1 pseudogene is annotated in these 394 nt (G+C 51.5%); it reads right to left on the reverse strand.

Annotation, left to right across the window (positions count from 1 at the left end):
- Positions 1–392: pseudogene (locus HXW94_RS19695) on the reverse strand (IS91 family transposase); the annotation flags it as partial.
- Positions 393–394: the final 2 nt, after the last annotated feature.

Consider the following 394-nt stretch of genomic DNA (forward strand, 5'->3'; position numbering starts at 1 on the left):
ATCCTGTTGTTGCTGATGGCTGTTGAATGGGTGTATCTGCCGATGTATTTAACGACCTCTGCCGGACCTGAGAACGGTGGTTTGGAGTATACCACCCAGGCTTTTGGAACGGTATGGAACAGCCATTACCTGAAGGCGCAGAGATCGGAAAACTGAGTCAATTCATCCGGCAGTTTTAAATCTCCCCGACTGTGGGCTGCAATCAGGCCGCTCAGGAATTTGGCCCTAAATACATTGGAAAGCGCTTTGACCGGAAACAGGAAGGTAGAACTGTATCGAGGCTCCACCCACTCCCCCCGGGTATTTATCCCGCCTGCGGTGACAATGAAATGAATGTGCGGATGGAGCCACAGGTTGCCGCCCCAGGTATGGAGAATACCGTAAAATCCGATCT

It is taken from the genome of Desulfobacter latus (assembly GCF_013389365.1).
GTDB classification, from domain to species: domain Bacteria; phylum Desulfobacterota; class Desulfobacteria; order Desulfobacterales; family Desulfobacteraceae; genus Desulfobacter; species Desulfobacter latus.